A 224-nucleotide genomic window follows, 5' to 3' on the forward strand; every position below is an offset into this window, starting at 1 on the left:
ATCATAAGGTGCAGTCACGCTTTGCTCTCCTTCACTGAGTTCGCGAAAACCCAGGAAAGGTAAGCCAAACGGCGCAAAGCGTGACTGTCCTAAGAACATCTGCATCTCAGAGATCCGTTCTCTCCATGGACGTGGCCTCTTTCATGCCACCTCCTTTGCGAGTGGGACGCGCGGTGCGGCGTGCCCGGATTCAGGCGCCGGCTTCGGTGAGCAGTTTCATCTCC

Origin of the sequence: Neorhizobium sp. S3-V5DH (assembly GCF_004343065.1) — a bacterium.
GTDB lineage: Bacteria > Pseudomonadota > Alphaproteobacteria > Rhizobiales > Rhizobiaceae > Neorhizobium > Neorhizobium huautlense.